Below are 7,464 nucleotides of genomic sequence, written 5' to 3' on the forward strand. Positions count from 1 at the left end.
GTACAAGTTTGGAAAGAGTGAAAAAAGGTGGGGTGGAAACGATGGAATTGCTTGACTTTTAGGGGCTTTAGAGTGATAGATAGACTACCAAAAAAGAAAGGAGTACCTATTAACATGGTGATTTCAGGAAGAGTCAATCGAGTGGCATTTTACTGCCGGGTAAATCATCGGGACAGGGATTATGAAAAGTATCTGGACGATGTAATGAAACGGCTGGAAGAAAAATACGGAAAACAGGAGTGGGATTTACAGATATTTTTTGAGGAGGCTTCAGGAACAGATCCGGACAGAAAAGAATTCAACCGTCTGAAAATGGAGATTGCTGCAAAGAAGATTGATGTGGTAGTTTCCGTGAAGGCTTCCACGATTGCCAGAAATTGGGGGCAATTTATGGAATTTATGGTGACCTGTAGTGAGAACAACGTAGAAGTGGTGTGCATAGATAAGGTGGAGGATGCAGCGGGTATTTTTGAAAGAATACAGCAGTTTGTACAGAATTATTTTGAAGGAAGTGATGAGATATGCAGGTAAAGATTATCAATAAGATTCCGGCATCACCGGTAAAGAGAAAGCGGGTATGTGCTTATGCCAGAGTCTCAACTGACAGCCGGAGACAGGAAGATTCACTGGAAAACCAGACAGAAACCTATGAAAGATTAATCAAAGGAAATCCGGAATATGAATTTGCCGGTGTATATGCAGACCAGGGCATCTCCGGTTATTGCGAAAACCGACCGCAGTTTCAGAAAATGCTGGAGCGGGCAAGGGCAGGAGAGATTGATCTTATCATTACAAAATCCATATCGAGATTTGCCAGAAATACCGTCACCGTTTTGAAGTTTGCAAGGGAACTGAAAAACTTAGGTGTCGGTATTTTTTTTGAAGAACAGAATATAAACACTCTTTCAGGGGACGGTGAGATGATGCTTGCCGTCCTCGCTTCTTTTGCACAGGAAGAGAGCCGGAGTATGAGTGAGAACAATAAATGGTCCATAAAGAAGAAATTTGAGCGTGGCGAGGTGATGATCAACACCACGCGCTTTTGTGGATATGACAAGAACGAGTACGGGGATTTGGTAATAAACCGGAAGGAAGCAGAAATTGTCCGGCTGTTATTTGACCTCTACTTGATGAATATTGGGAGCAGCAGGCTTTCAGATCTGCTGAATTTTCTCGGTGTCAAAACCATGACAGATGGCCAGTGGGAAAGCGGAACGATTGGCGGAATGCTTTCTAATGAGAAATATAAAGGTGATTTCCATTTGCAGAAATATTACACGCCTCCTACGCGGCGGAATGTGACACGGAGAAACCGGGGAGAGGTACAAAGTTATTACATTTCTGAGAACCATGAGCCGATTGTTTTGCCAGAAATATGGGAACAGGTTCAGGAAATGAGGGAGTACCGGAAAAAGAAAAGAAATATCGGGCAGGATGGCACCGGGAAATTCCAGAACCGTTATCCGTTAAGCGGAATGCTGATTTGCCCATTTTGTGGAAAAACGCTTCGCAGGAGGCAGGTTTACAACAAAAAAATTCAATGGCTGTGCAGCATCTATATTGAAAAAGGAAAGAAAGCCTGCAAAGGCATCCGGGTGGATGATACCGCCCTTGCAGGATTAAATATTACGGAACAGACAGTAGTTGAGGAGGTAATTCAAAATGGCAAGAAGCGTTACTGTTATACCACCAAAGCAGATTTTGACTGCGGAATCAGGAACAGTGCAGACTGTGCGGAAATTGAGAATGGCGGCATACTGCAGGGTGTCAACCGACCAAGAAGAACAGTTATTAAGTTATGAGAATCAGGTCAATTATTACACGAACTATATCAGTAAGAATTCTCTGTATGAATATGCAGGAACCTATGCGGATGAAGGTATCTCCGGTACAAACACCAAAAAGAGGGATGAGTTCAACCGGATGATTGCTGACTGCAGGGCAGGAAAAATTGACATGATCATTACCAAGTCCATTTCCCGATTTGCAAGGAATACATTGGACTGCCTGAACTATGTGCGGGAGCTGAAGGACCTGGGCATTGGGATTATCTTTGAAAAAGAAAATATCAATACCCTTGATGCAAAGGGAGAAGTGCTGCTTACCATACTTTCCTCACTGGCACAGGATGAGAGCCGTTCCATTTCAGAGAACTGCACATGGGGAATCCGCAGAAGGTTTGAAGCGGGAAAACACAAGATGAGCACAAAGAGATTTCTTGGGTATGACAATGATGAGGAAGGAAAACTGGTCATCAATAAAAAGCAGGCTCCCATCGTGAGGAGGATATATCAGGAATTTTTAGATGGAAAGACACCGGATTATATCAAGCGTATTTTTGAACGCGAGAGGGTGCCAAGCTGGGATGGAAAATTCAATTGGCAGGCGACCACGATTATCAGTATGCTGTCCAATGAAAAATATAAGGGGGATGCGCTGCTTCAGAAAAGCTATACTGTGGATTTTTTATCTAAGAAGCGAACACAGAACCAGGGGGAAATCCAGATGTATTATGTGGAAGATGACCATGAAGCAATCATAGAGCCGGAAATGTGGGAATGTGTTCAAATGGAAATAGAGAGAAGAACACGGTATTTGGAGGAGCATGGGACAAACTCCTATTCCCGCCGACCAGAAAGCAATCCATTCGCTTCAAAAATAGTCTGCGGAACTTGTAATAAGGTTTTTGCGCGGAAGGGCTGGCGAAGTAGTAGGGGCTTTGACCGGAAAATATGGCAGTGCAGTGAGAGGTATAAGGTTAAGGGTGTGATGGGGTGTGACAACCGCCATGTTGAGGAAGAAACGCTGGTAAAGGCTTATCTGATGGCATGGAATGCTCTGGTAGAGAACCGGGAGGCTTTTATGGAGCGTTGGAAGAAACAGATGCAGGGGGAGAATCTGCTGGCAGGTTACCGGGCGGAGAGGTTCATAGAATACACGGACGAGGCGGAGCCTTTGACGGAGATGGATACAGATTTCATGCTGAAGACACTGGATCACATCAAGGTCTTTGAGGATGGGACATTGCTGGTGGTGTTCCTGGACGGAACGGAGATTGAGTGTAAAAATGAAGAGGAGTAAGAAAAGATGCCGATTGGGAGTTGTGATTCCTGATCGGCTTTTTTTCTTGTTCTTTTGCAGATGGTAAAAAAACAGGTGATATGGTAAAATAATAATATTAGACCAAGGAGGCAGCAATGAGGAAAGTTGATGAATTAAGAAATGTAATTGCAAATCAATTTGCCTGTGAATATAAGGCTTATGACTTGGGGGGAGTCTGTAATGCATATGGAATTGAACCGGATGCAGGACTGGACCCAATGAATAGTAAGCGGTTATATGTATTGAGTGGTTTGAATAAGTTGCCAGATGATGATATTTGGAAGTTGGCAAGGAGAATAGTTAAAGAATTTGAAAATACAGAAATGATAAAAACTATGGAGCCTTATTTGGCTGATACAGAATTAGTTTTTTCGTTTGTGACAAGAAGACGAATTGTTGATTTTTTGGATTCTTTAAGCGATATGGAAGGGCAAATGAAATTAGACGATTTCCTCTCGTTTATTTGGGATATGTCGGAAATTCCAGATATTTTCACTGGAACGACTGTAGGAGAAGAAATTATGTCTGCAGTAAAATATGATAAAACCATGTCCTATAAGGAATTACTTACAAATCGATTAGAGGTTAAATATCTGCCCGATGAAATTTTTATCAAATTTTTAGAGTGTTTGGTAAAACCAGAGGTGAGAGAAGGCGATGAACAGAAAAAGTATGTTCAAGGTATAAATGGAATAATTAAGGAAGATGGATATGAGTTATATATCAGTTCACAAAAATCCGGAGTTCCACATTATAGTATAGGAAAAAGAAGAATTGTTGAAGGTGAATTAAAAAACCTCATTTTTGCTCCGGTCGGTCAAAAACCAGATATTACTATTGAAAATTCAATTAGTAATGAACTGCGATTGATAGGGGATACTGACAATTGTTTGTTTTATAATTTTGAGATAGGAGCAGATGGACTACAGTGGAATACTTTGATCGAATGGTGGAAAGAGAATAACAAAGAGAATAACATAGAGAATGATGGCGACCCGGAGTTGGAATTGTATGGCAGGTTAAAAGCGTCTCTGGATTCAGAACCCGAAAAAATCTTTTTTAGAGCATATTATAACCATTATCGTCATCCGATAAAGAAAGACATTCCTGCATTAGTTCCACAAGTATATTTGCATTATGATCCTCGTAGCAAATACCAGAGAAAAGGGCAGGTAGTATACTCACATCAGAGAATGGATTTTTTGATGTTATTACCGGGAGGAATACAGATTGTTTTTGAATTGGATGGGCAGCAACACTACTCTCAGAATGGAAAGGCAGTACCTGCATTATATGCCGAAATGGTAAAAGATGATAGAGCATTGCGGTTGAAGGGATATGAGGTATATCGATTTGGAGGATATGAGTTTTTGAATAAGACCAATGCGAAGCAAGTGATATGTGAGTTTTTTGATAAACTATTTGAGCGATATGAAATTGATATATAAAGCACGGAGGCAATGTGCATGGAACTATTAAATGATGTAATTATACAGTGTGAAGAATGCGGAAACATTATCGTCATTAAGAAGGAGTATCCGGATGCAGAAATATCTTCATATGAAAGACAAATGGGTCCAGAAATCGTGTATGACATATATGAAGAATGCGATTGTGAAGAATGTGGAAACAATATAAAATACAGAATTTCTGGTTATGAATATCCAGTAGGTTGTTTCAATTATGAAGATAATGAAATACATGGTGGACAATTTCTTGAGAAACCTAACATGGGGATTGTATATCAGGTAGAATTCGATGAAGAAAGCATAGCTTCATTTCTGCCACAAGTAGAGGAAAATATACATAGGATATTAAATGATAAGAGATTTGTATATCAGCTTACTCCTAGGGAATTTGAAGAGGTCGTGGAAGAAATGTTTAAAAGGCAAGGTTTTCAAACTCGTTTAACACCTCAAACACGAGATGGCGGGAAAGACATCATTGCAACAAAAAGTATCTTAGGTAGACCTGTTATGTTTTTGATTGAATGTAAAAGGTATAATGAAATGAATAAAATAGGTGTTGATATTGTTCGAGCCTTATATGGTGTGCAAACAGCGGAAAGGGCAAATAAGGCAATTATCGTGACGTCTTCCTATTTTACAGAAGATGCTCAGAGATTTGCAGAGCAACAGAAAACATTGATAGATTTATTTGATATTGATGATTTGATTAGATTAATGGAAAATAGTATTCAAAATGAACAAGGCAATTTTTAGTTGTCCATAGGGAGAATAGAAAAATATGAAAAAATATTACGCAGAAAGACATGGTTTACTTACAAAGCAACTACAGATAGATTTTGATGAGTTATTACAGTATTTCAGACAAGTACATAAATATTTTTGTGATAAAGAGTATTTCGAAGTGGCTACAAGGGGAGTATGGAGACAAATTCCATATACGCAGGATTCGGAGCAGGTTTTACCACCAAGTTTGTTGCCGTCGCCAGAAGTGTATTTTGCAACACGCTTACAGGATAAAGAGGTTTGGCCAATTTGGCAATATCTCGAAGAATATGATGAACAGACATTGTTTTCGGTGATTGAGATTTTATACGACCATATTGGTGTTTATAACTATGAAACAGATGAATTTGAAAATGAAGCGCAAAAGGCAGAATTTGCAGAACAGATTAATAATATCTTACGTGCGTATAAAGAGGGGTATTATCTTGAACCAACAAATGGATTTATAATGCAAATGCCTAACGATGCATTGCGTGAGCAGTTAGAATATGATGGTTCTGATTTACCTGATTCAGTATATGAGCAATTAGCAACAGCCACAGAAATGTATTATCGTTTTGATGCCAATTTAGAACAGAAAAAGAAAGCTATTAATATTCTTGCTGATATTTTAGAAAGCGAACGTGAAGAAGTAAAAGATATTTTAAATGCTGAGTATGAAGTTCCTAAAAATGAACATGATAAGTTGATTTTTGGGATAGTTAACGGTTATAATATTCGCCATAATCGTGCCGATCAAAAGAGCGATTATAGCAAGGAAATATGGTATGATTGGATGATGCAATATTATACCAGTGTAATAATTGTATTTTACAAGCTGAAAAATAAGCATACTGATATTGACTTTTAACTGGTGGGGTGAGAGGTATCCCCCCCCAAGTGGGGTATAAACCTTTTCGCAATAGGTGACGGTTTCGCTATTTAGTATAAGAAGTAACTTTCACCGCATGTGGAGACTATTGTGTCGATACAAAGGAAAACCTCGTAGAAATCCTTTATTTTAGGCACTTTGCGAAGCATTTCATGTTCACTTCGGAGGGTGAAAAAATCCGAAATAAGCACCTCAAAAACTACTTTGATGTTTCGGTGGTAGTTGATATCGGGTGTGGGAACACAAACGGAAAATAAAGGTTTTCCGCAATCAACGTGTCTATGTAGTGTACACCCTGCCGATAAAATATAGGCAACAGGCTCTTAGAAATTGAATGGGATAAGCGTATCATTAGAGATAGTGGTACGCTTATTTTTTCGCTCATTTGCATCTTTGAATATACTGGTATCTGTCTATATAATAAAAGCAAAAAGGACGGTGAAATTTATGAGAGAAAAGAAAAATCACTTATATGTTGATAGTGAGGAGCGGAGCATTTTGTTACATAGCCTTGTAGAGCTGAAAAATCAACTCATACAGCAGGGCAGATATACAGACTGCGTTGACGAAATTATTTTTAAGGTTATCCATGCACCTATAAAAAAATTAAGGGTAGAACTGGCAGGGGGAAGTGATGTGCGATAAGGAATTTAAAGAACTGGTGAAGATAGCAGTCGAGAAACTAAAAGACGAATCTGTATTGAAACTGTTACAGGCTGACGCAAGTTATCAAAAGGACAGTAATAATGAGGGAAGTGCAGAGGATGCCTTTAATCAGCTTGATTTGACAGAGAAACAAAGGGAAGTTTGTCAGCATCTTATAGATTGCAGGGATAAGCAGGATTTTGAATACGGCACTCATGCGTATATCGCAGGGCTGATAGATGCGTTTCATATTATGGCGGTATTGTTCCCAGAAAAATGGGATACAGAGAGAATAAGGGAAGCTATATCATGTAAGAGCAGATAAGGCAGAGAATAAAACAGAATAGATTTTTACATAGCCGATTGGTGTAGTTTAAAAAACAGCCAGTCGGCTTTTTTTATTGCCATGAATCCTTTACATAGCCACCTTGACAAAGTGGCTAAATCTATGCGAAAGGAGGACGCACCTATGTCAAATTGCAAAGTAATCGCTTTAACCAACCAAAAAGGCGGCGTTGGTTATGAAAAGTAAGTTATTATGCAAAGCTGAGTCCATACTTTGTCGGATTCTTAGGGTATGGACTCTTTTTAACT

General features: G+C 39.2%; 8 protein-coding genes. All 8 read left to right on the forward strand.

The window, feature by feature from the left end; translation table 11 throughout:
• Window positions 1–114 precede the first annotated feature (114 nt).
• The 8 genes from NFS18_RS09400 (at window position 115) to NFS18_RS09435 (ending at window position 7,195) form a co-directional block, all read left to right on the forward strand.
• On the forward strand, window positions 115–531 hold the full coding sequence (locus tag NFS18_RS09400) for a recombinase family protein (protein WP_251389803.1): 417 nt from the start codon (window positions 115–117) through the stop codon (window positions 529–531).
• Window positions 522–1,802 (forward strand): recombinase family protein, encoded by a 1,281-nt coding sequence (locus NFS18_RS09405; protein WP_251389804.1) that lies wholly within the window; start codon window positions 522–524, stop codon window positions 1,800–1,802. Before NFS18_RS09400 ends, NFS18_RS09405 begins: the two co-directional genes overlap by 10 nt.
• The gene (locus NFS18_RS09410) at window positions 1,747–3,081 is read left to right on the forward strand and encodes a recombinase family protein (RefSeq protein WP_251389810.1); all 1,335 of its coding nucleotides are present in this window, start codon (window positions 1,747–1,749) and stop codon (window positions 3,079–3,081) included. Before NFS18_RS09405 ends, NFS18_RS09410 begins: the two co-directional genes overlap by 56 nt.
• Before the next feature lie 116 nt (window positions 3,082–3,197).
• Window positions 3,198–4,550 carry an AbiJ-related protein gene (locus tag NFS18_RS09415; protein WP_251389805.1) on the forward strand — a complete coding sequence of 451 codons (1,353 nt, stop codon included), beginning with the start codon at window positions 3,198–3,200 and terminating at the stop codon, window positions 4,548–4,550.
• 18 nt (window positions 4,551–4,568) lie between these two features.
• Window positions 4,569–5,324, forward strand: coding sequence for a restriction endonuclease (locus NFS18_RS09420; protein WP_251389806.1), 756 nt, complete (start codon window positions 4,569–4,571; stop codon window positions 5,322–5,324).
• A 25-nt stretch (window positions 5,325–5,349) separates the two neighbouring features.
• A complete protein-coding gene (locus tag NFS18_RS09425; protein WP_251389807.1) occupies window positions 5,350–6,204 on the forward strand; it encodes a hypothetical protein in 855 nt (284 codons plus the stop codon).
• A gap of 468 nt (window positions 6,205–6,672) precedes the next feature.
• Window positions 6,673–6,870, forward strand: coding sequence for a hypothetical protein (locus NFS18_RS09430; RefSeq protein ID WP_120409851.1), 198 nt, complete (start codon window positions 6,673–6,675; stop codon window positions 6,868–6,870).
• The gene (locus NFS18_RS09435) at window positions 6,860–7,195 is read left to right on the forward strand and encodes a hypothetical protein (protein WP_251389808.1); all 336 of its coding nucleotides are present in this window, start codon (window positions 6,860–6,862) and stop codon (window positions 7,193–7,195) included. The genes NFS18_RS09430 and NFS18_RS09435 overlap by 11 nt, the downstream gene beginning before the upstream one ends.
• Window positions 7,196–7,464 lie beyond the last annotated feature (269 nt).

Origin of the sequence: Mediterraneibacter agrestimuris (genome assembly GCF_943193195.1) — a bacterium.
Classification (GTDB): domain Bacteria; phylum Bacillota; class Clostridia; order Lachnospirales; family Lachnospiraceae; genus Schaedlerella; species Schaedlerella agrestimuris.